The sequence below is a fragment of the Williamsia sp. Leaf354 genome, from assembly GCF_001424365.1.
Classification (GTDB): Bacteria; Actinomycetota; Actinomycetes; order Mycobacteriales; family Mycobacteriaceae; genus Williamsia_A.
Genome location: NZ_LMPL01000005.1, coordinates 290,774 through 311,589, shown reverse-complemented (window position 1 = coordinate 311,589; position 20,816 = coordinate 290,774). Strand labels below are relative to the sequence as shown.

Here is a 20,816-nt window from a genome sequence, read left to right as displayed (position 1 = left end):
TCGGCACCGGTGGCGGGACCGACACCGCGGGGATGGAGAGCCGGGTCCCGTTCGATCCGTACGACTATGCGTTCCACGAGGATCCGTATCCGACCTACGCCCGGCTGCGCAGCGAGGCGCCGGTGTACTACAACGCGGAGAAGGACTTCTGGGCGTTGTCGAAGCACGCCGACGTCCGAGCGGCGTTCCGCGACACCCCGGCGTTGTCGAGCAGCTGGGGTGTGTCGATGGATCCCGCGGCCTACGGCCCCGACGCGCACATGTCGATGTCGTTCCTCGCCCTCGACGACCCGAAGCACATGCGTATCCGCAAGTTGGTGTCGAAGGGGTTCACGCCGAACCGGGTGAACCAGCTGACCGAGCGGATCACCGCACTGACGCACCAGCATTGGGATGTGTGCCTGGAGAAGGGCGAGTTCGACTACGTGTCGGACTTCGCCGGTCTGCTGCCGATGGACGTGGTCTCGGAGCTGCTGGTGGTCCCGCAGGCGGATCGGGCCCGCCTACGTCAACTCTCCGACGACCTGATCCACCGTGACGAGGGGGTCTACGACGTCCCACCCGCCGCCGTCGAGGCATATTTCGCGCTCGCCCAGTACTACTCGGACCTCATCGAGGACCGGCGCACGAACCCGGGCACCGACATGGTCTCGGTCCTCATCGACGCCGAGATCACCGACGAGGCCACCGGTGAGCCGACGCGGTTGACCGTCGACGAGATCATCGGGTTCCTCATCCTCATGATCGTCGCGGGCAACGAGACGACGACGAAACTGCTCGCGAACGCGATCTACTGGGGCCACGTCAACCCCGACGAGTTCGCGAAGGTGCTGGCCGACCCGGAGGAGACGCCGGCGTGGACCGAGGAGACCCTGCGCTACGACAACTCGACGCAGATCGTGTTGCGCCGTGTGCTGTCCGATGTCGAGTACGGCGGGTACACGATCCCGGCCGGGCAACGTGTCCTCCTGCTGCTGGGCTCGGCCAACCGGGACGACGACGTCTTCGACGACCCGGATTCCTACCAGATCGGACGGGACAGCTCGCAGGCACTGACGAGTTTCGGTCTGGGAACGCATTTCTGCCTCGGCGCCCATCTCGCACGACTGGAGGCCAACGTCGCGTTGGCCGAGATCGTCAAGTCCGCGTCGACGATCGATCTCGATCTCGACCGGGCGGTCCGCGTGCACTCGGTGAACGTCCGCGGTTTCGCCAACCTCCCCATGACCGTGAAGGCGCGGTAGATGCCCCGTTATCCAGGACACCCCGAGCGTCGTCCCGTGCTCATCGCGGGAGGCTCGTCGGGTATCGGCGCGGCCACCGGTGTGATGCTCGCCGCCGCAGGACATCCCGTCGCCCTCGGCGCCCGCCGCGTCGAGAAGTCGCAGGAATTCGTCGACACGATCATCGCCGCCGGTGGTGAGGCGATCGCGGTCCCGCTCGACATCACCGACGCCGCCTCGATCGACGAGTGCGTGACCAAAGCCGAGGCCGAATTGGGGTCGCTGGAGGTCGTGGTGTCCGGCGCCGGCGATCTGTGGCCGGGCCGCACCTATGAGATGTCCGACGACGCGTTCGCCGACCAGGTCACCATCCATCTGCTCGGGGCGCAGCAGCTCTACCGCCGCATCGTGCCGGAGATGATCGACCGTCGCCGTGGGGATTTCGTGTTCATCAGCTCCGACGTGGCCGCCGATCCGCGACCGCACATGGGTGCCTATGCCGCCGCCAAGGCCGGGGTGGAGGCGTTCGCCCTGGTGGCCCGTCAGGAGCTCGAGGGCACCGGGGTTCGCGCCAGCCTGGTCCGGCCCGGTCAGACGATGACGGGGATGGGCACCAACTTCGACGCCGAGACCGCCGCGGCCATGCTCAACGACTGGGTCGCGTTCGGTTTCGCGCGACACGGATTCTTCCTCAAGCCGGTCCACCTCGCGACCGCGATCACGACCGTCGTGACGATGCCCCGTGGTTCGCACATGCGCCTGGTCGAGGTCGAGGCCGAGGCGCCCATCGTCGCTCCTGCCCAGCAGGACGACCCCCAGCAAGGAGACAACTGATGACGTTGACCAAACCCGCCCGTGTGTCCGGGGGAGAGGGTGAGCACGGCCACCTCGACGAGCTCGCCTCGGATCCCATCGGCCTGTTCTGGCGGATCCGCTCCGAGTGCGGCGACGTCGGGCAGTTCCAGCTCGCTGACCGTGAGGTCGTCCTGGTCACCGGGGCGACGGCCAACGAGGAGTTCTTCCGCGCCCCGGAGGAGGATCTCGATCAGGCGGCGGCCTACCCGTTCATGACGCCGATCTTCGGTGAGGGAGTCGTGTTCGACGCGAGTCCCGAGGAACGGTCGCAGGCGATCCACAACTCGGCGCTCAAGGCGCAGCACATGAAACAGCACGCGATCACCATCCCCAACGAGGTCGAGCGGATCATCGCCGAGTGGGGCGACGAGGGCGAGATCGACCTGCTGGAGTTCTTCGCGGAGCTGACCCTCTACACGTCGTCGGCGTGCCTGATCGGACGAAAGTTCCGTGAGCAGCTCAACGGTCACATCGCCCACCTCTTCCACGACCTGGAGAAGGGCACCGACCCCATCGCCTACGTCGACTACCACGCCGACATCGAGAGCTTCCGCAAACGCGACGAGTCCCGCACCGAATTGCAGGAGTTCATCCAGGGGGTGATGAACGATCGGATCGCCAACCCTCCGGAGAGCAAGGAGGATCGCGACCTGATGGACGTGTTGGTGTCGGTCGGTTTCGACTCCAACACCATCACCGGGATGTTCATCTCGATGATGTTCGCGGGGCACCACACCACCTCGGGCACCGCCGCGTGGACGCTCATCGAGCTTCTCCGCCATCCCGACTACATGGCGCAGGTGGTCTCCGAGCTCGACGACATCTACGGAGACACACCCGCCGGCGAGCGTCCGGAGTACACCTTCGCCCACACCCGGCAGATGCCGAAGGTGGAGGCCGCGTTGAAAGAGGCTCTGCGCCTGCACCCGCCGCTGATCATCCTCATGCGGGTGGTGCAGAACGACATCCACATCGAGGACGTGGAGATCGCGGCCGGGCAGTCGATCGCGGTCTCGCCCGCGATCTCCAACCGGCTGCCCGAGGACTTCCCGGATCCCGACGCCTTCGACCCCGACCGCTACCAGAAGCCTCGCCAGGAGGACATCGCCAACCGGTGGACCTGGATCCCGTTCGGCGCCGGCCGACACCGTTGTGTCGGAGCGCAATTCGCCATCATGCAGCTCAAGGCGATCTTCTCGGTACTGCTGCAGAACTACGAGTTCGAGATGGCGCAACCCGCGGACTCCTACCGCAACGACCACTCGAAGATGGTGGTCCAGCTCCAGCAGCCGTGCCGGGTCCGGTACCGGCGGCGCACCAGGTGACGGGAGAGGCGACGGTGAGGATCGAGGTCGATCGCGACATCTGTCAGGGGCACGGCATGTGCGAGATGGAGGCCCCCGACATCTTCCGGGCACAGGTCGACACCGTCGACATCCTCGACGCGTCGCCGGACGCATCGCACCGCGACGCCGTCGAGCGCGCGGTCCAGTACTGCCCGACCCAGGCCCTACGCATCATCGACGATGAGAAGGATTGACGACCATGGCATTCGAACGCGCAGAGCTCGACGAGATGGTGGAACGTTGGCTGCAGGCCAACCGAGACGGCGAGAAGGCAGGGGACTGGCGCAACCTCGCCGAGTTCTACACCGAGGACGCGACCTACGGGTGGAACTACGGACCGAAAGACGACTTCATGGCCGTCGGTCGCGACGAGATCCGCGACTACGCCATCGGATACGAGATGGACGGACTCGACGGCTGGACCTACCCCTACCAGTCGTGGGTCATCGACGAGAAGACCGGCGACATGCTGGGACTGTGGAAGCAGGTGTTCGACGGGCAGCGCGCCGACGGTACCCGCTACGCGCTCGAGGGCATCCAGGGCAGCTGGTTCAAATACGGCGGAGACTTCCAATTCCGTTGGCAACGCGACTTCTTCGACTACGGCAACGTCGTCGCGCTGTTCATGGAGATGATCGGTGACGGTGTCCTCACCGAGGGCATGAGCGCGCGGATGAACCGCGTCGCGAACGCCACCGAACGCTTGCCGGGCTGGTACCCGCTCGGCAAGACCCCCGTCCCGATGTGGTGAGGAACGCCTGACGTGTCGTATTCCGAACTGTCGCAGAACGAACTCGCGACACTCGTCCCCGAACTGTTGTTGGCGGGACAGCTGATCGACCGCAGCGCGATGGCGCACGTCATCGGCGACTTCGGTCGGGACGTGATGGCGCAGGTGGCCATCGAGGAGTGGATGGCCGCGAGCCCGGTGTACACCGCGCGGATGCGTCGCGCCATGGGTGTCGACGGCGACGGCGTCGTGGACATGTTCAAGTGCCTGCAGCTCGACATCGGTGCCCCGCCGCAGTTCATGGACTTCCGCTACTCGGTGGTCGACGAGTACCACGGCAGTTTCGTGCTCGACCACTGTGGCGCCCTGATGGACGTCGAACCGATGGGCGAGGACTACGTGACCGCGATGTGCCACGACATCGAGGACCCGACGTTCGACGCCACGGCCATCGCCACCAACCGTCGGGCCCGCATCCGCCCGGTGCACCGACCGCCCCGCCGTCCGGAGAACCGGACCCCGCACTGCGAGTGGCTCGTCACCATCGAACCCGACCGCGAGGAACTCGATCTCCCGGACTACACCCACGCGATGTTCGCCACCCGTGCCGCCGATCTCGAGCTCTCGGCCATCGACCACTCGGAGAAGGGGTGGAACGACTACTCGGGTGACCTGCTCGACGATCTCCAGTTCCGCGACTGGGCGCACAGCACACTCGTGCGCACGGCCGAAGAGGTCGCGGTGCAGCACCAGCTGCTCATCATGGGGTTCATCGGCGCGGTGTCGCGTCGTACATCGGCCGAACACGCCCGCGAACTCGTCGTGAAGGCGGTGACCGGTATCGCCGGACTGACCGCGGAGCGCATACGGTCGGCTCTCGGGATCGACAGCGGTGCAGCCGGTCTGGCGCGGGTGCTGTCGCTGCACCCGGCCCTGGGACCGGAGCAGTACGTGGGCCTCGGGGTGATCGCCGAGGGTGACGGCGCCGAGGCGATCGTGTCGGTGCGCATCCCCCAGGGCAGCGCCGCCGTCGCCGACGGGAGCTGGCTCGTCCATCTCGACCCCGACAACCTGTTGCCGCTGCAGGCGATCGCGACCGCGGTCGATCCGCACTGGGTCGTGCAGGGCGCCCGCGTGGACGACGGTTTCCTCACGGTCGACATCGGGTGGGGCGCCGAGCAACGCGAACGCAAGGAGGTCGCCGTGGTCCGGTTCAGCGGTGGCGCGAGCTTCCGGTTCGACGATCGCGGTGCGCCCGGATCGATCACGCCCCTGTCGATCACCCCGGTCTAGGAGAGGTCTCCCGTGGCGCAGAACCTGGCCGATCTGTTCGAGCACGCCGTCGATGCCGTCGCCGACCGGCCGGCGGTCATCGACGGCGACGCCCAGTACACCTACGGGCAGCTCGAGAGCAGGGCCAACCGCTGGGCGCGTCTGCTGGCCGACCGTGGTGTCCGTCGGGGCGATCACGTGGGCGTGCACATGCACAACGACATCGATGCTCTCGCAGTGTTCCTCGCCGCCTACAAGATCCGTGCGGTCCCGGTGAACGTCAACTACCGGTACCGACCCGACGAGGCGGCCCACATCTACTCCGACGCCGGGCTGGTGGCGGTGGTGACCCAGCGTGCATGGGCCGAGGTGGCCGACGAGGCCGCCACGCTCGCGGGCGACATCCGACCGACGGTGATCGTCACCGGCCCTGATCTCGACGAGCAACTGCAGGGGTACTCGGCGGACCGGGAGCCCGTCGACCGCAGCGACGACGACCTGTTCCTGCTCTACACCGGTGGGACCACGGGGGCCCCGAAGGGCGTGATGTGGCGCCAGGCGGACATGTGGCGGGTTCTCGGCGGCGGCATCGACTTCTACTCGGGCGAGCCGTTGCCCGACGAGTGGGCGCAGTCGGCGCGCGCGGCCGACAGTGCCGATGGCATGCGGTTCCTCATGTTGCCGCCGCTGATCCACGTCTCGGGTCTGATGCCGACGTTGGGCGCCCTGTTCTCCGGCAACACCGTGATCCTGCAGGCCCGGTTCGACGCGTCGCGGGTATGGCGGGTGGTGGACCGGTGTCGGCCGAACATCATGGTCATCACCGGTGACGCGATGGGGCGGCCCCTGATCGATGAGCTCGTGGCGCGCGCCGACGCCGGCGATCCGGTCGACACGTCGAGTCTGTTGGCGGTCAGCTCCGGTGCCGCACTGTTCTCCCCGGCGCTCAAGGCGCGCCTGTTGGAGCTCGTGCCCACCGTGGCCATCAGTGACTCCATCGGTTCGTCGGAGACGGGTTTCGGTGGCATCCGGGTCTATTCGGCGGCCGACACGGGGTTCGTCACCGCCGACCACGCGGGCGGTCCGCGGGTGCCGGCGGGTCGGGGCGCGACGGTGATCGACGACGACGGCGCACCCCTGACCGGGCCGGGGGAGGGGTGGTTCGCCAAGACCGGGCACCTACCGATCGGGTACCACGGCGATGCGGTGAAGACGGCCGCGATCTTCCGCGAACACGAGGGTGTTCGGATGGTCGTCAGCGGCGACCGTGCGCGTCTCGAGTCCGACGGCGCCATCACCCTGCTCGGACGCGGGTCGCAGGTGGTGAACACCGGCGGCGAGAAGGTGTTCGCCGAAGAGGTCGAAGGTGTGCTGAAGTCGCACCCGTCGGTCGGCGACGCCACGGTCCTCGGTGTCCCCGACGACCGTTACGGACACCGGGTGGCCGCGGTGGTCGCCGCGCGCGGCCCCATCGACCTCGACGTCGTGGCCGCTCACCTGCGCACGACACTCGCCGGATACAAGGTTCCCCGCGTGTGGTGGCTCGTCGACGACATCCGACGGACTCCCAGCGGCAAGCCCGATTATCGCTGGGCGCAGTCGGTCTCGACATCACAGAACCCGGCGCGGGACGATCGTGGCGAGTGACGATCGCGTCGTCGTGATCGGTGGTTCGAGCCGCGGGATCGGCCTCGCGGTGGCGCACCGGCTGATCGCCGAGGGCGCCTCGGTGGTGATGAACGGACGCGAACACGACGTGCTAGGCGCCGCGGTCGCCGAGGTGACGGCCGGCGGGGGTCGTGCGGTCGGTGTCGTGGGGTCACTCGCCCGGCCCGGTGTGGCCTTCGCGATGCTCGACGCGGCGCGTGAGCATTTCGGACGCGTCGACGGCGCTGTCAACTGCGCGGGTGTCGCCGAACCGCCCGGCTCGAGCATCCTGACGATCGACTCCGAGGAGTTCGCGGCACAGATCGACGCCCACCTCGTCAGCGCCTTCGAATTGACCCGCGCCGCCGCGGAGGTCTTCGTGGCCCAGCGCCACGGCTCGATCGTGCTGTCGGGGTCGGCGGCGGCGTCGGGCATGTTCGGCGGCACCGGCTACCCGGCCGCGAAAGGTGCCGTGGCCGCGCTCGCCTCGGCGGTGGCCGCCGATCTCCGCTCGACCGGTGTGCGGGTCAACGTCGTGATGCCCGGGGCCCGCACCCGGTTGTCGACGGGTCCCGACTACCACGCGCACATCGACGATCTCCGGGACCGCGGCGTGCTCGATCCCGGCGTCCACGCCATGGCGGCCGACCCCGCGCCGCCCGACTACGTCGCAGCCCTCTACGCCTACCTCGTCTCCGATGCGGCCGCCGACGTGACGGGGGAGATCTTCACCGCCGCAGGCAACGTCATCGGCCGCCACGGACCGTCGCCGATGTCACTGATCGCCTACCGCGACCACACCGACACCCCGCCGTACACCCCGGACGAGATCCACGCCGCCTTCGCCGGCCAGGCGACATAGTCAGCATTGTTCCCGCTCAGCGGGAACTTCTGCTGACCATCGACCGGATCTGGGCGACAACGTGGTCCGGACGCTCCGTCAGGTCGGCCCAGGTGAAACGCAGAATCGTCCACCCGTTCGCGACCAGTACGTTCTGCCTGGTTCGATCGTGCTGAAACGCGTGCGCATCGGAATGAAATGCGAACCCGTCGACCTCCACGATCACCTTCTGTTCGGCGAACATCACGTCGACGGGGTACCCGCACACCGTCTCGTTGCCGACCCAGCCGCCGATCGCGAATCGACGCAGGAGGTCGAGCAGGAGTCGTTCGGCCTCCGATCGAGCGCCGCTGGCTGCGGCCGAGAGCATGCGCTCCGACAATCCTGCGCCACGCCGTCCCGGGTAGCGACGATGCGCGGCCACGAGCTGCTCGAGTGACACATGGCCCCGTAAGAGAGCGGCGTCCAGCACCCTGCTGCCGGTGACCCCGGCGGCGTCGAGAACCGTCAGTGGGACCGACGTCACCGTCAGACCTGCCCGATCCACGATATCGATGTCGTGGAGGTCCCGGAGAAGCACGCTCACCCCGGGGATGCGCGCGGAATGTCGCGAGCGCGGCGCGGTCACCGTGACCGTCTCGGGCGGTCGCGACTCCAGTCGGTGCCACCACGCCGCGGATGGACCGGACAGCACCGCGCGGATCCCCGTTCTCGCACAGGCGATCCGCATCCGTGCGCGATGCGACATGGCTCTGTCGGCCGCGAAGTAGACGCCGTTGCCCACGCGCTGCCAGGTTCCGCTGTCGATGAGTCGTCCGATCGCCGAACTGCTCAGTCCCGCGCCGAGTGCTTGGTGACGAGTGATGACGCCGTCATACGCGACCAACAGCGCCCGAATCTCGGGGGTCATGACCTCTTCGACTTCGTGGACGCGCACTCGGTTCCACTGGCCAGCAGAGTTTCCCGCTGAGTGGGAAACTTTGCTGACAGCTCACCCGATCAGGACGGCGAGCAGGCTGGTGACCACCACTGCGACCAGCCCGCGGACCATCGCCAGCAGCAGGAGTGGCTGCGTCGCGCCTCCCTGGCCGGTCACGTACACCGGGGCGTCGAACGGGAGGTCGGGGCGGGTGGCGCGACGCACCGTCGCGAACGCCGATCCGACGGCGACGACGAGCACCGCCGGCAGCGACAGTTGCCAGGTGAGGGCCATGACAGCGCAACACAGTACGACGCCGGACACCGGGACCACGGCGTGGATCGCGGTCACCTCCGGGTCCGACCCGCCGAGCGCCCGCCGCAACGCCGGGACCTCGGTCAGTCGTCGCAGTCCGCACGCCCACGCGCAGCCGGCGCGATAGGCGAGGACCGTCGCGACCACCGGCGCGATCGAGGTCAGGTACAGCGTCGACGGTAGGGCCACGGTCACCGCGAGCACCACCACACTGAGCGCGAGATCGCCTCGCCGACGGGACAATCGGAGCACATCGGCGAGGATCATCGCGCGGATACGACCGCCGCCGAGCCGTCGGCTGCGCGTCCACGCATGGCCGAGCTGCCACCGTACGACTCGCGCCGTGTCGATCCAACTGAAATCGAGCGTGACCGCGGCCAGGCGCGCCGCGGCGATGAAGCCGTCGTCGGGCGCGAACGCGTCGCGGTGCAGCAGGGCCGGTGCCCACCGCTGACGCCCCCGTCGTGGTCGACCCGACAGGCGGTCGCTCGATCGATGCTGGTGCCAGGTGCCGGCGGCGACGATCATCACCGCGGCCACGACACCCGCGCCGAGGACGGCCGGCGTCGACGACCAGTCCAGGACGGCGACGATGGCGGCGGTCACCAGGCAACCGAGGAGGGCGGCGACCACGGCGCTCCGACGACGGCTCGCGAGAACCGGTCCGCGATCGCCCGGACCGGTCAGGTGCCACATCGCCTCGGCGCGGGAGAGTCGGATCGGCCCCCACCACCAGACCGCGGTCCCGACCACCAGCGCGCACAGCGCGATCGCCCACCCGACGAGCACCACCGTCGGGTGGGCGATGCCGTGGGCGACACCGATCACCGACGCGACGCGCTCGGGCTGCAGGAGGTACCACCCGAAACCGGCGACAACCGCGCCCGTCAGCACGATCCCGGGGGCGTCGTCGCGGGTGACGCTCATCGGCCCACCGTCACCGTCGCGTCGGCGCACCGCTCCACGAGCTCGGCGCTGTGGGTGGCGACGACGACCGACTGTCCCTCGGCGACAGCCCGCTCGATCCGGTGCGCCACCCAGTCCCGTCCGGCCACGTCGAGGCCGGCCTCGGGTTCGTCGAGCACGATCAGCCGTGCCGGTCGAATCCACGCCGCGCACAGGGCGAACCGCTGTCGCTGACCGGTCGAGAGCGTGTGGGGGAAGCGGTCTGCGAGATGGGCGACACCCGCATCGGAGAGGACGTCGGCCACGGCGTCGTCATCGGTCTCGTGGGCCGCGGTGACGAGTCGGAGGTGTTCGGCCACCGTGAGTTCGGCGAACGTGGCGTCGTCACCGAGTTCGACGGCCACGAGGGCACGGAACCGGCTGTCGGTGTCGTCGGCGACCACGTCGTCGACGGTGACGGTGCCCGAATCGGGATGCCGGAGACCGGCGATGGCGCGCAGGAGTGTCGATTTCCCGGAACCGTTGGCTCCGGTGACGGCGAGGCAGCGACCTGCCTCGAGACGAAGGGTGAGATCGGTGAACAGGTCACTGTCACCGGCGGACAGGCAGAGACGGTCGATGTGCAACACGGCAGGACTTTCGGTGCGTGGGGTCAGGGGTGGGAAGGGGCCACCTGACGCAGCGAGAGTCGCGGTCAGGCGGTGATGAACACCTGACCGGGCGCGCGGGGACGAGCGACCCGCACGAGTGCGAGCTCATGGGATGCCGGCGAACGGACCGCGGTGTGGGCACGGGCCCACCTCTGGCTCACGCCCGGCGGGAGGACTTCTCTGCCTCGCGTGATCTGTCGGAACACCCAGCGCGACAACAGTGATCGCACGTGCGGGTGCGATGCGACCGCGACGACGGCGGCTCCGAACGCGGCCGATGTCACCGCGACTCCGATGTGCGGGAGTGTCGGCGTGGTGAGGCCGATCATGGTCAGCCACCATGCGCCGGCGAGAACCGCGGTCGCGATCGCTGATGTGGCGGGCAGGAGCGCGGCAGGTGTGCGGGACGCGGGCGAGTGTGTTCTCTCCCTCATTCGCCACCTCCCCGATCGTCGGTCCGAACCGCTGTGGGATACGAGTGTAGCCATGACATCCCCCGTGGACGCCCTGGCCGCATTCGGAGTCGGCGGCGACGCCCCGTCGGGCACCGTCGCGACGATGCACCAACGTCTCGGCCCGGCGTTGGTCGACCACCGCGGACGGATCGAGCTCGCCGCCTACGCGGTCCTGGTCGACACCGTCGGCGGCGGTCCGTTCGTGGTGGCCACCGGCCCCGACCGCGGCGTGGTGCAGGCCCGTCTGGCGTTCGCGACCGCCGGTGACCCCATCGAGCCTGAGGGGCTGCTCACCGCCGAGGCGACGCTGCGTGACGACGGCGGACAGTTCGGCCTGACCACGGTCGAGGTGACCGATCCGGCGGGTCGCCTGCGCGGATCGGTCCTCGTCCGCAACGCCCGCACGGGGCGCGTGTTCGATCCGGATCTGCTCGCCCGCGGTCGTGACCCGCAGGGCGCGGACGCCGGACGCGCGGTCCCCGACACCCTCGGCACCGCGACGGATGCGCCGCCGCGGATCGATCCCGCACTCACCGGCGCCCAGGTGGTCGAGGCCGTCGCGGGCGGTCGGCTCGCCTCCGGCCCTCTCGCCGAACTCCTGGCGCTGTCGATCACCCCGGGCGATCCCGCCCGCGGCCTCGGACCCGGCGTCGTGTGCACGCCCGCACCGTGGATGGCCAACCCGCTGGGCACCATGCACGGCGGGGTCATCGCCGCCATCGTCGCCCACGGCTGCTCGCTCGCCGGGCAGGCCCACACCGCGCCCGGCCAGACCCACACCATCACCGACTTCGCGGTCGACTTCTTCCGATCGCCGCCCCTCGACGCGGGCGACCTGCTGGTCACCACGCGCCCCGAGCGGATCGGTCGACGTCTCGGCGCCGTCTCGGCGACGTTCACCCAGGCCGACGGGACGCTGCTCGCGAGCGCCACCGCGAACGTGCGGTTCGGCTGATCGAGCGCGCCCGGCGCCAAAACAAGCAAGCGTGCTTGCTTTTTATGGGGACACCTGTGACCCTCGACCCATGAGCGTTGTGCACGACCTCGTGGCCGACATGTCCGCGGAGGCCGCGTCGCTGGACGACCTGGTCGCCGGACTCGATGCCACCGGGTGGGCGACCCCGACCCCCGCCGAGGGCTGGACCATCGCCCACCAGATCGGCCACCTCTGGTGGACCGACCGGATGGCGACACTCTCGGCGACCGATCCGAGCGGATTCGACGACATGCTCGTCGTCGCCGCGAACGACCCGGCGACGTTCGTCGACGACGGCGCCGCCGAGGCCGCGCAGATCGCACCGGCGGACCTCCTGGCGCGGTGGCGAGAAGGCCGTGCGGCGGTCGCCGAGGCGTTGGTGTCGGTCCCCGACGGCACGAAACTGGCGTGGTTCGGGCCACCGATGTCGGCGGCGTCGATGGCGACGGCCCGCATCATGGAGACCTGGGCCCACGGACTCGATGTCGCCGACACGCTCGGAGTGCGACGCCCGCCGACTTCGCGACTGCGCAACGTCGCCCACATCGGCGTCCGCACACGGGACTTCGCCTACATCCTCCACGGGCGCACGCCGCCGAGCACACCGCTTCGCGTCGAACTCGCCGCACCCGACGGCGCCACGTGGGAGTGGGGTCCGGCCGACGCCGACAACCGCGTGACCGGCAGCGCCGAGGACTTCTGTCGCCTGGTCACCCAACGCCGGGCCGCGGCCGACCTCGATCTCGCCATCAGCGGCGCCGACGCCGTCGAATGGTCGCAGATCGCACAGTGTTTCGCCGGCGCACCCGGCACCGGCCGCGCACCGCTGGGCGCCGACTCGACGGCAGGACAGTGATGACCAACCACGACACGACCATCGCACCGGTACGGATCGGCAATGCGTCGGGCTTCTACGGCGACCGCTTCTCGGCGATGCGCGAGATGCTCGACGGCGGTGAGCTCGACTTCGTCACCGGCGACTACCTCGCCGAACTGACCATGCTCATCCTCGGCCGCGACCGGCTGCGCGACCCGTCCCGCGGGTACGCCTCGACCTTCCTGCGGCAGATGCGGGAGTGCCTCGCCCTCGCCCAGGAACGCGGCGTGCGCATCGTCGCGAACGCCGGCGGCCTCAACCCGAAGGGCCTGGCCGCCGATCTCGGCGAACTCGCCGCCGACCTCGGCGTGACGGTGGCGATCGCCCACGTCGACGGCGACGACCTCGTCGAGAGGGCCGACGAGCTCGGCCTCGGCACGCCGCTGACCGCCAACGCCTACCTCGGGGCCTTCGGGATCGCCGCGGCCCTCGACGCCGGTGCCGACATCGTGGTCACCGGGCGCATCACCGACGCATCGCTCGCGGTCGGCCCCGCCGCGAGCCACTTCGGGTGGCGCCACGACGATCTCGACGCCCTGGCCGGCGCCGTCGCCGCCGGCCACGTCATCGAGTGCGGAACCCAGGCCACCGGCGGCAACTACGCCTTCTTCACCGAGATCGACGACCTCTCGCGACCGGGTTTCCCGATCGCCGAGATCGCCTCCGACGGCAGCTCGGTCATCACCAAGCACCCCGGCACCGGGGGAGCGGTCACGGTGGGAACCGTCACCGCGCAGCTGCTCTACGAGATCACCGGCCCCCGATATCTCGGGCCCGACGTGACCACGCGGATGGATTCGATCGCGCTCGAACAGGTCGGCACAGACCGCGTCCGCATCAGCGGCGTGCGGGGCGAGGCGCCGCCCGAGGACCTGAAGGTGTCGCTGAACATGCTCGCGGGATTCCGCAACGAGGTCACCATGGTGCTCACCGGCCTCGACATCGATGCCAAGGCGCGCCTGGTCACCGAACAGTTCGAGTCGTCGCTGGCGACGAAACCCGAGACCCTCACCTGGGAGCTGTCGCGCACCGATCGCGCCGACGGCGCCACCGAGGCGCAGTCGAGTGCACTCCTGCGGGTCATCGGCAAGAGTCGCGACGCCGACGTCGTCGGTCGTCACTTCTCCGCCGCCGCAGTCGAACTGGCGTTGGCGAGTTACCCCGGGTTCACCATGACCGCCCCGCCCGGCAAGGGCGCTCCCTACGGTGTGTTCGAGCCGGGGTACGTCCCCGCCGACGCCGTGCACCACCGGGTGACGCTTCCCGACGGTTCGGTGACGGTGATCGAGCCCAGTCCGCTGCGCGGCCCGTCGACCCCGGATGCGCCCGAGACGGCGTCACCCGTCCGCGACTGGGGCCCGACCACGCCGGCGCCGCTCGGGCTGATCGCCGGCGCCCGCAGCGGCGACAAGGGCGGTAGCGCCAACATCGGTGTGTGGGTGCGCGATCCGGAACACTACGCCTGGCTCGAGGAGACGCTCACCGTCGACGCGCTGCGCCGACTGCTCCCCGAGACCGAGCACCTGCGGATCGCCCGGTACCGCCTTCCCAACCTGCTCGCGGTGAACTTCGTGGTCGAGGAGATCCTCGGCCGCGGCGTCGCCGACAACGTGCGCTTCGACCCGCAGGGCAAGGGTCTCGGCGAATGGCTGCGCTCCCGCGTGGTCGACATCCCCCAACGATTCGAGGTCATCTGAATGAGTCTTGCGACACCCGCCTGGGACACCCCGGAGCGCCGCGAACTGCGCAGCACCGTCGCCGGATTCGTCGAACGGCACATCCTGCCGTTCCAGAACGACTGGGAGCGCGACGGACTCATCCCGCGCGAACTGCACCTCGAGGCGGCCAAGCTCGGACTGCTCGGCGTCGGGTTCCCCGAGGCCGTGGGCGGCTCGGGCGGTGACCTCGTCGACGCGACCATCGCCGGGGAGGTCCTGCACGAGCGCGGTGCGGCCGGCGGCATCTACGCGTCGCTGTTCACCCACGGCATCGCGCTGCCCCACCTCATCGCCGCCGGCGACCCCGACCAGATCGACCGCTGGGTCCGGCCGACGCTGGCCGGTGAGAAGATCGGCAGCCTCGCCATCACCGAACCCGGTGGCGGCAGCGACGTCGGTCACCTGACCACGAAAGCCGTGCGCGACGGTGACCACTTCGTGGTGAACGGCGCGAAGACCTACATCACCTCCGCGGTCCGCGCCGACTTCATCGTCACCGCGGTCCGCACCGGCGGCCCCGGTGCGGGCGGTGTGTCGCTGCTCGTGATCGACACCGACACACCGGGATTCTCGGTCAGTCGCAAACTCGACAAGATGGGCTGGCGCTGCTCGGACACCGCCGAACTCAGCTTCGTCGACGCCCGCGTCCCGGTGGCCAATCTGGTCGGCGCCGAGAACAGCGGCTTCACCCAGATCGCCGCGGCGTTCGTCACCGAACGCGCGGGGCTCGCCACCCAGGCCTACGCCAGCGCGCAGCGGTGTCTCGACATCACCCTCGAATGGGTCCGCACGCGCGAGACCTTCGGCAAACCGCTGATCGCCCGACAGTCGGTGCAGGACAGCGTGACCGAGATGGCACGCCGCATCGACATCGCCCGCACCTACACCCGCGCGGTCGTCGACCGGAAGGTCGCTGTGGAACAGGGCGCGGCCCGCCGCGGGTCCGACGATCTCATCGCCGAGGTGTGCTTCGCCAAGAACACCGCCGTGGAGGCGGGTGAATGGGTGGCCAACAAAGCAGTCCAACTCTTCGGCGGGCTGGGCTACATGGCCGAGTCGGAGATCGAACGGCAGTATCGCGACATGCGCATCATCGGCATCGGCGGCGGCACCACCGAGATCCTCACCGGCCTCGCCGCGAAACGACTCGGATACCAGGCATGAAGGGCAGGCAGGCATGACCGCGCTGCGTTCCGGGCTCGACCCCGCCGACCCCGGATACATCGACGCCGCGGCGACGATGGAGACCAAACTCGCCGAACTGGAGGCGGAGTTCGCGACCGCGCTCGAGGGCGGCGGCACGAAGAAGGTCGCCCGCCACCACGAACGCGGCAAGATGCTCGCCCGCGAACGCATCGAGATGCTCATCGACCCCGACTCGGCGTTCCTCGAGCTGTGCCCGCTCGCGGCGTACGGCTCGGACTTCCAGGTCGGTGCATCGATCATCACCGGCATCGGCGTGGTCGCCGGTGTCGAGTGCATGATCGTCGCCAACGACCCGACGGTGCGCGGCGGCACCTCGAACCCCTGGACCCTGCGCAAGGGGTTCCGCGCCAACGAGATCGCCATGGAGAACCGTCTGCCGTGCATCTCGCTGGTGGAATCCGGTGGCGCCGATCTCCCGACGCAGAAGGACGTGTTCATCCCCGGCGGACGCATGTTCCGCGATCTCACCCAGCTGTCGGCGGCCGGGATCCCCACCATCGCGCTGGTCTTCGGCAACTCCACCGCCGGTGGCGCCTACGTTCCTGGCATGTCCGATCACGTCGTGATGATCGAGAACCAGTCGAAGGTGTTCCTCGGCGGTCCGCCGCTGGTGAAGATGGCGACCGGTGAGGACAGCGACGACGAGTCACTCGGCGGCGCGGGCATGCACGCCCGCCAGTCCGGACTCGCCGACTACTTCGCCCGCGACGAACAGGACGCCATCCGCATCGGCCGCCGCATCGTCGAACGGCTCAACTGGCGCAAGGCCGGACCCGGACCGGTCGCCGAGTCGATCGAACCTCGTTTCGACGCAGAGGAACTCGTCGGCATCGTGCCGGGCGATCTGAAGATCCCGTTCGATCCCCGCGAGGTCATCGCCCGGGTCGCCGACGACAGCGACTTCGACGAGTTCAAGGCCGAATACGGCTCGTCGCTGTGCACCGGATGGGCCCGCGTGCACGGCTATCCCGTCGGCATCCTCGCCAACGCCCAGGGCGTGCTGTTCTCCGCCGAGGCGCAGAAGGCCACCCAGTTCATCCAGCTGGCGAACCGCTCGAACACGCCGCTGCTGTTCCTGCACAACACCACCGGCTACATGGTCGGCAAGGAGTACGAACAGGGCGGCATCATCAAACACGGTTCGATGATGATCAACGCCGTGTCGAACTCGACCGTGCCGCACATCTCCCTGCTGGTCGGTGCGAGTTACGGCGCCGGCCACTACGGCATGTGCGGGCGCGCCTTCAACCCGCGCTTCCTGTTCGCCTGGCCGAGTGCGAAATCGGCCGTCATGGGCGCCGCCCAGCTCTCCGGTGTCATCTCGATGGTGTCGCGGGCGGCGACGGAGGCCCGCGGCGGCGTGGTCGACGAGGAGGCCGACAAGGGGATGCGGGCGATGATCGAAGCGCAGATCGAGGCGCAGTCGGTGCCCGCGTTCCTCTCGGGCATGCTCTACGACGACGGGGTCATCGACCCCCGAGACACCCGCACGATCCTGGGGATCGCGTTGTCGGCCATCGACTCCGCGCCGGTCGAGGGGACGTCGAACTTCGGCGTCTTCCGGATGTGAGCGCCGTGATGGACTCCTCCGCGATCACCTCCGTGCTCGTCGCCAACCGTGGTGAGATCGCCCGACGCGTCTTCGCGACATGTACGCGGATGGGTCTGTCGACGGTCGCGGTCTTCTCCGACCCCGACGCGCACGCCCCGCACGTCACCGCCGCCGACCGCGCGGTCCGCCTTCCCGGGGAGACCTCGGCGCAGACCTACCTCGACGGCTCGGCCATCATCGCCGCCGCGATCGCGGCCGGAGCCGACGCCATCCACCCCGGATACGGATTCCTCTCCGAGAACGCCGCTTTCGCGCAGGCGGTGATCGACGCCGGACTCACCTGGATCGGGCCGCCACCGGAATCGATCGCGGCCATGGGGTCGAAGGTGAACGCCAAGGAGATCATGGCGGGCTCGGGTGTTCCCGTCCTCGGTGATCTCGACCCCGACACCCTCGAACCCTCGGACCTGCCCGTCCTCATCAAGGCCTCGGCCGGAGGCGGCGGACGCGGCATGCGCATCGTCCGCGAGATCGGTGCACTGACCGGCGAACTGACCGCGGCCGCCCGCGAGGCAGCCTCGGCGTTCGGCGATGACACGGTCTTCTGCGAGCCCTACGTCGAATGCGGCCACCACATCGAGGTGCAGATCCTCGCCGACACGCACGGCGGGGTGTGGGCGGTCGGCGAGCGCGAGTGCTCGATCCAGCGCCGACACCAGAAGATCATCGAGGAGGCGCCGGCCCCCCTGGTCGAACGACTCGGCGGCGACCTGCGTGAGCGGCTCTACGACGCCGCGCGGGCGGCGGCGACCGCCATCGGTTATGTCGGCGCCGGCACGGTCGAGTTCCTGGCCGACGGCACCGGACGGTTCTACTTCCTCGAGGCCAACACCCGCCTGCAGGTCGAGCACCCGGTGACCGAGGCGACCACCGGGCTCGACCTCGTGGAATGGCAGATCCGGATCGCCGACGGTGAGCGGCTCGGCGAGACGCCCCCGCCCACCACCGGCCACGCCATCGAGGCGCGTCTCTACGCCGAGGACCCGGCCCATGGGTGGGCTCCGCAGTCGGGCACCGTGTTCGATCTCGACCTGCCGGCCGACGTCCGCTTCGGACCGCTGTCGCGCGCGGGCGTCCGCGTCGACTCCGGTATCGAGTCGGGCAGTGAGATCTCGGTGTTCTACGACCCCATGGTGGCCAAGGTCATCAGCTGGGCACCCGATCGACGGCGGGCGAGCGCCATGCTCGCCGGGGCGCTGGGTCGCGCCCGCGTGCACGGTCCGGGGACGAACCGCGATCTGCTGGTGACGATCCTGCGGCATCCGCAGTTCCTCGGCGGCGACACCGACACCGGCTTCATCGACCAGATCGGTCTCGACGTGCTGGCGCGGCCCCGTGCCGATGCCGCCGCGGTGCGCCTCGCCGCGGTCGCGGCGACCGTGGCCGCGGCACAGGCCAACCGCGAGCAGGCGTCGGTGCAACCCCGGGTTCCTGCCGGGTGGCGGAACCTGTTCTCCCAGCACGCGACGAAGCGATTCGCCGACCCCGCCGACCCCGACACCGACATCGAGGTGCGGTATCGGTTCGCGCGATCCGGCGTCGAGCTGCCCGACGACCCGACCGTGACGGTCGTCGATGTGCAGCCGACCGCGGTGACCCTCGAGATCGACGGTGTGCGCACACGGTTCACCGCCGATCGCCACACCGACGCCCAGCGCCGCACGGTGTGGTTCGTCGACTCCGACACGTCGTCGGTCACGCTCGTCGCCCGCCCCCGGTTCGTCGACCCGTCGGCGGTGGGCGCACCGGGTTCGCTGCTGGCCCCCATGCCGGGGTCGGTCATCCGTATCGCGGTGGCCGTCGGTGACGAGGTGACCCAGGGCCAGCCCCTGCTGTGGCTGGAGGCGATGAAGATGGAACACACCGTGGCAGCTCCGTCCGACGGGGTGGTCACCGAGTTGGCCGTGACCGCCGGGCAGCAACTCGCCGTCGGTGACGTCCTGGCCGTGATCGGCGACCGCGCACACGAGGCATCAGGCAGTATCGAACAGTCCGACCCGAAGGAGACCCCATGACCACATTCGCCGACACCCCGACCGACGCCGCCCCGGTGAACCCGTTCGTCGAGACCGCCGAGCGCGCGGCGCTGCGTGCCTCGGTGGCCGCCCTGGCCAAGCGATACGGCCAGGAGTACTTCATGGAGTGCGCCCGGACCGGCAAGAAGACCGACGAACTGTGGCGTGAGGCAGGACAGCTCGGGTTCCTCGGGGTGAACCTGCCCGAGGAGTACGGCGGCGGTGGTGCAGGCATGTACGAGCTCGCCATCGTGATGGAGGAGATGTCGGCGTCGGGTGTGGGGCTGCTCATGATGGTGGTCTCACCGGCCATCTGCGGCAACATCATCGCCCGATTCGGCACCGACGACCAGAAGCAGCGCTGGCTGCCCGGCCTGTCCGACGGCTCGATCACCATGGCGTTCGGCATCACCGAACCCGAGGCGGGATCGAACTCGCACCAGATCACCACCACCGCCCGCCGCGACGGGTCCGACTGGCTGCTGACCGGCCGCAAGGTGTGGATCTCCGGGGTCGACCAGGCCGACGCGGTGCTCATCGTCGCGCGCACCGAGGACGCGAGGACCGGCAAGCTCAAGCCCGCCCTGTTCATCGTGCCGACCGACGCGGAGAACTTCGAGTACAAGCAGATCGCCATGGAGCTGATCAACCCCGAGAAGCAGTTCCAGCTGTTCCTCGACGACGTGCGGCTGCCGTCGGATGCGCTCGTGGGGTCGGAGGACGCCGCGCTCGGCCAGCTCTTCGCGGGCCTGAACCCCGAACGCATCATGGCGGCCGCGTCGGCCATCGGCATGGCACGCTTCGCACTGGGCAAGGCCGTCGACTACGTCAACAACCGCACGGTGTGGAAGACGCCCATCGGTGCGCACCAGGCGATCGCACATCCGTTGGCACAGGGCAAGATCGAGCTCGAGATGGCGAAGCTGATGATGCAGAAGGCCGCCACCATGTACGACGCGGGCGACGACTGGGGTGCCGCGGAGCCGGCCAACATGAGCAAGTACGCCGCGGCCGAGGCGTGTGTGAAGATCGTCGACCAGGCGGTGCAGTCGATGGGCGGCAACGGGTTGTCCACCGAGTACGGCATCGCTCCGCTGCTCAACCTCTGTCGTGTCGCCCGGGTGGCCCCGGTGAGCCGTGAGATGGTCCTCAACTTCGTCGCGCAGACCAGCCTGGGCCTGCCCAAGTCGTACTGAGCGCCGTGTCGACCACACCCTCGACCGCCACCGCCGGGACCCAGGTCGTCGTCACCC

General features: G+C 69.3%; 19 protein-coding genes. 15 read left to right on the top strand and 4 right to left on the bottom strand.

The window, feature by feature from the left end; genetic code table 11:
- Nucleotides 1-32: 32 nt before the first annotated feature.
- The 8 genes from ASG12_RS18135 to ASG12_RS18100 are packed head-to-tail and all read left to right on the top strand — an operon-like array spanning nucleotide 33 to nucleotide 7,935.
- On the top strand, nucleotides 33-1,244 hold the full coding sequence (locus ASG12_RS18135; RefSeq protein WP_055793822.1) for a cytochrome P450: 1,212 nt from the start codon (nucleotides 33-35) through the stop codon (nucleotides 1,242-1,244).
- A complete protein-coding gene (locus ASG12_RS18130) occupies nucleotides 1,245-2,057 on the top strand; it encodes an SDR family oxidoreductase (protein WP_055792715.1) in 813 nt (270 codons plus the stop codon).
- The gene (locus ASG12_RS18125; RefSeq protein WP_055792712.1) at nucleotides 2,057-3,403 is read left to right on the top strand and encodes a cytochrome P450; all 1,347 of its coding nucleotides are present in this window, start codon (nucleotides 2,057-2,059) and stop codon (nucleotides 3,401-3,403) included. Before ASG12_RS18130 ends, ASG12_RS18125 begins: the two co-directional genes overlap by 1 nt.
- A 14-nt stretch (nucleotides 3,404-3,417) precedes the next feature.
- Nucleotides 3,418-3,618 carry a ferredoxin gene (locus ASG12_RS18120; protein WP_045823830.1) on the top strand — a complete coding sequence of 67 codons (201 nt, stop codon included), beginning with the start codon at nucleotides 3,418-3,420 and terminating at the stop codon, nucleotides 3,616-3,618.
- A 5-nt stretch (nucleotides 3,619-3,623) separates the two neighbouring features.
- Nucleotides 3,624-4,175: a hypothetical protein gene (locus ASG12_RS18115; RefSeq protein ID WP_055792709.1), complete on the top strand. Its 552-nt coding sequence runs from the start codon at nucleotides 3,624-3,626 to the stop codon at nucleotides 4,173-4,175.
- A 12-nt stretch (nucleotides 4,176-4,187) separates the two neighbouring features.
- A complete protein-coding gene (locus ASG12_RS18110; RefSeq protein WP_055792706.1) occupies nucleotides 4,188-5,447 on the top strand; it encodes a hypothetical protein in 1,260 nt (419 codons plus the stop codon).
- 12 nt (nucleotides 5,448-5,459) lie between these two features.
- Nucleotides 5,460-7,073: an acyl-CoA synthetase gene (locus ASG12_RS18105; protein WP_055792704.1), complete on the top strand. Its 1,614-nt coding sequence runs from the start codon at nucleotides 5,460-5,462 to the stop codon at nucleotides 7,071-7,073.
- Nucleotides 7,063-7,935: an SDR family NAD(P)-dependent oxidoreductase gene (locus tag ASG12_RS18100; protein WP_235457490.1), complete on the top strand. Its 873-nt coding sequence runs from the start codon at nucleotides 7,063-7,065 to the stop codon at nucleotides 7,933-7,935. Before ASG12_RS18105 ends, ASG12_RS18100 begins: the two co-directional genes overlap by 11 nt.
- A gap of 16 nt (nucleotides 7,936-7,951) precedes the next feature.
- Here ASG12_RS18100 and ASG12_RS18095 read toward each other — a convergent pair whose 3' ends face one another.
- The 4 genes from ASG12_RS18095 to ASG12_RS21910 all read right to left on the bottom strand — a co-directional run bounded on the left by ASG12_RS18095 (nucleotide 7,952) and on the right by ASG12_RS21910 (nucleotide 11,138).
- Nucleotides 7,952-8,824, bottom strand: a complete 873-nt coding sequence (locus tag ASG12_RS18095; RefSeq protein ID WP_055792701.1) for a DUF559 domain-containing protein — start codon at nucleotides 8,822-8,824, stop codon at nucleotides 7,952-7,954.
- An 81-nt stretch (nucleotides 8,825-8,905) separates the two neighbouring features.
- Nucleotides 8,906-10,075, bottom strand: a complete 1,170-nt coding sequence (locus ASG12_RS18090; protein ID WP_156378173.1) for a DUF6297 family protein — start codon at nucleotides 10,073-10,075, stop codon at nucleotides 8,906-8,908.
- Nucleotides 10,072-10,683 (bottom strand): heme ABC exporter ATP-binding protein CcmA, encoded by a 612-nt coding sequence (ccmA, locus tag ASG12_RS18085; protein ID WP_055792695.1) that lies wholly within the window; start codon nucleotides 10,681-10,683, stop codon nucleotides 10,072-10,074. The genes ASG12_RS18090 and ccmA overlap by 4 nt, the downstream gene beginning before the upstream one ends.
- A 65-nt stretch (nucleotides 10,684-10,748) precedes the next feature.
- A complete protein-coding gene (locus tag ASG12_RS21910; protein WP_055792692.1) occupies nucleotides 10,749-11,138 on the bottom strand; it encodes a hypothetical protein in 390 nt (129 codons plus the stop codon).
- A gap of 52 nt (nucleotides 11,139-11,190) precedes the next feature.
- On the opposite strand from ASG12_RS21910, the gene ASG12_RS18075 reads away from it, so the two are divergent.
- From ASG12_RS18075 to ASG12_RS18045, 7 genes are all read left to right on the top strand, one after another.
- Complete coding sequence (locus ASG12_RS18075) at nucleotides 11,191-12,114, top strand: PaaI family thioesterase (protein WP_055792689.1); 924 nt, start codon at nucleotides 11,191-11,193, stop codon at nucleotides 12,112-12,114.
- Between the two features lie 70 nt (nucleotides 12,115-12,184).
- Complete coding sequence (locus ASG12_RS18070) at nucleotides 12,185-12,991, top strand: TIGR03084 family metal-binding protein (protein ID WP_055792686.1); 807 nt, start codon at nucleotides 12,185-12,187, stop codon at nucleotides 12,989-12,991.
- Nucleotides 12,991-14,709, top strand: coding sequence for an acyclic terpene utilization AtuA family protein (locus ASG12_RS18065; protein ID WP_055792683.1), 1,719 nt, complete (start codon nucleotides 12,991-12,993; stop codon nucleotides 14,707-14,709). The genes ASG12_RS18070 and ASG12_RS18065 overlap by 1 nt, the downstream gene beginning before the upstream one ends.
- A complete protein-coding gene (locus ASG12_RS18060; protein ID WP_055792680.1) occupies nucleotides 14,710-15,894 on the top strand; it encodes an acyl-CoA dehydrogenase family protein in 1,185 nt (394 codons plus the stop codon).
- A gap of 13 nt (nucleotides 15,895-15,907) precedes the next feature.
- A complete protein-coding gene (locus tag ASG12_RS18055; RefSeq protein WP_055792677.1) occupies nucleotides 15,908-17,506 on the top strand; it encodes an acyl-CoA carboxylase subunit beta in 1,599 nt (532 codons plus the stop codon).
- 8 nt (nucleotides 17,507-17,514) lie between these two features.
- Nucleotides 17,515-19,563, top strand: a complete 2,049-nt coding sequence (locus tag ASG12_RS18050) for an ATP-binding protein (RefSeq protein WP_055793820.1) — start codon at nucleotides 17,515-17,517, stop codon at nucleotides 19,561-19,563.
- Nucleotides 19,560-20,759, top strand: coding sequence for an acyl-CoA dehydrogenase family protein (locus ASG12_RS18045; RefSeq protein ID WP_055792673.1), 1,200 nt, complete (start codon nucleotides 19,560-19,562; stop codon nucleotides 20,757-20,759). The genes ASG12_RS18050 and ASG12_RS18045 overlap by 4 nt, the downstream gene beginning before the upstream one ends.
- Nucleotides 20,760-20,816: the final 57 nt, after the last annotated feature.

Excerpts from the sequence above, each read along its gene's own strand:
- ASG12_RS18135 (WP_055793822.1), top strand. The coding sequence starts at position 33 with ATGGAGAGCCGGGTCCCGTTCGATCCGTACGACTATGCGTTCCACGAG.
- ASG12_RS18130 (WP_055792715.1), top strand. The coding sequence starts at position 1,245 with ATGCCCCGTTATCCAGGACACCCCGAGCGTCGTCCCGTGCTCATCGCG.
- ASG12_RS18125 (WP_055792712.1), top strand. The coding sequence starts at position 2,057 with ATGACGTTGACCAAACCCGCCCGTGTGTCCGGGGGAGAGGGTGAGCAC.
- ASG12_RS18115 (WP_055792709.1), top strand. The coding sequence starts at position 3,624 with ATGGCATTCGAACGCGCAGAGCTCGACGAGATGGTGGAACGTTGGCTG.
- ASG12_RS18095 (WP_055792701.1), bottom strand. The coding sequence starts at position 8,824 with ATGACCCCCGAGATTCGGGCGCTGTTGGTCGCGTATGACGGCGTCATC.
- ASG12_RS18090 (WP_156378173.1), bottom strand. The coding sequence starts at position 10,075 with ATGAGCGTCACCCGCGACGACGCCCCCGGGATCGTGCTGACGGGCGCG.
- ASG12_RS21910 (WP_055792692.1), bottom strand. The coding sequence starts at position 11,138 with ATGAGGGAGAGAACACACTCGCCCGCGTCCCGCACACCTGCCGCGCTC.
- ASG12_RS18075 (WP_055792689.1), top strand. The coding sequence starts at position 11,191 with ATGACATCCCCCGTGGACGCCCTGGCCGCATTCGGAGTCGGCGGCGAC.
- ASG12_RS18070 (WP_055792686.1), top strand. The coding sequence starts at position 12,185 with ATGAGCGTTGTGCACGACCTCGTGGCCGACATGTCCGCGGAGGCCGCG.
- ASG12_RS18065 (WP_055792683.1), top strand. The coding sequence starts at position 12,991 with ATGACCAACCACGACACGACCATCGCACCGGTACGGATCGGCAATGCG.
- ASG12_RS18060 (WP_055792680.1), top strand. The coding sequence starts at position 14,710 with ATGAGTCTTGCGACACCCGCCTGGGACACCCCGGAGCGCCGCGAACTG.
- ASG12_RS18055 (WP_055792677.1), top strand. The coding sequence starts at position 15,908 with ATGACCGCGCTGCGTTCCGGGCTCGACCCCGCCGACCCCGGATACATC.
- ASG12_RS18050 (WP_055793820.1), top strand. The coding sequence starts at position 17,515 with ATGGACTCCTCCGCGATCACCTCCGTGCTCGTCGCCAACCGTGGTGAG.
- ASG12_RS18045 (WP_055792673.1), top strand. The coding sequence starts at position 19,560 with ATGACCACATTCGCCGACACCCCGACCGACGCCGCCCCGGTGAACCCG.